We start from the raw sequence: 552 nt of genomic DNA, 5'->3' as shown, positions 1-552 counted from the left end.
TCGAGTGAAGACCAGGCGTACGTGTTGAGTGAAGACTGTACTACAGGTTCTTTGGTTGAAGAAATTTTCGCGATTTTAGAGCAAGAGAACGAGGTTTTTGTAAAAGCATGTTTGACTGTGGTAGATGATTTTTGGGTGATGATTATTTCCGCATGATTTTAGAAACGTTTAACGGTTTTTAAGAGTAAAAAAATTAGCGAAAACTGGTGGGGGAAAAACGTGTAAATACCCGGTGTTTCTTGGCTTAAAAGCTTGCTATTGCGCGCTTTTAGAGTGATATATAGTATCAGCAAAAAGCACAGAAACAAAGGAGAAACCTTATGAAAAAAGAAATCTTACAAAACCTTACAAACGAAGTTAAAACATGCAGACGCTACGCGCTAAACGCAGTCAAAAAAGCTGAAGAAGGGAAAATTAGTTCGGCTATCAGCATGCTCGACATTGCGCAAACAGCAAAAACCTGCGCCAGTAAAGCTCACGAGGAGCTTTGGAAGGTAAGCGGAGGAAAACTCAACGATACGGAGTTTGAACTGTTTGCGGATGCTGAAACCT

General features: G+C 40.4%; 1 protein-coding gene. It reads left to right on the top strand.

What is annotated here, in order from left to right; genetic code table 11:
• Positions 1-320: 320 nt before the first annotated feature.
• The coding region (locus tag ACTJLE_RS06485; RefSeq protein WP_481267907.1) for a transcriptional regulator at positions 321-552 on the top strand (232 nt) is incomplete at its 3' end.

The sequence above is a fragment of the Gardnerella sp. CCPDSM genome (assembly GCF_056754715.1).
The sequence above is the reverse complement of the archived record's forward strand: the minus strand, read 5'-3'. Positions and strand labels throughout refer to the sequence as shown.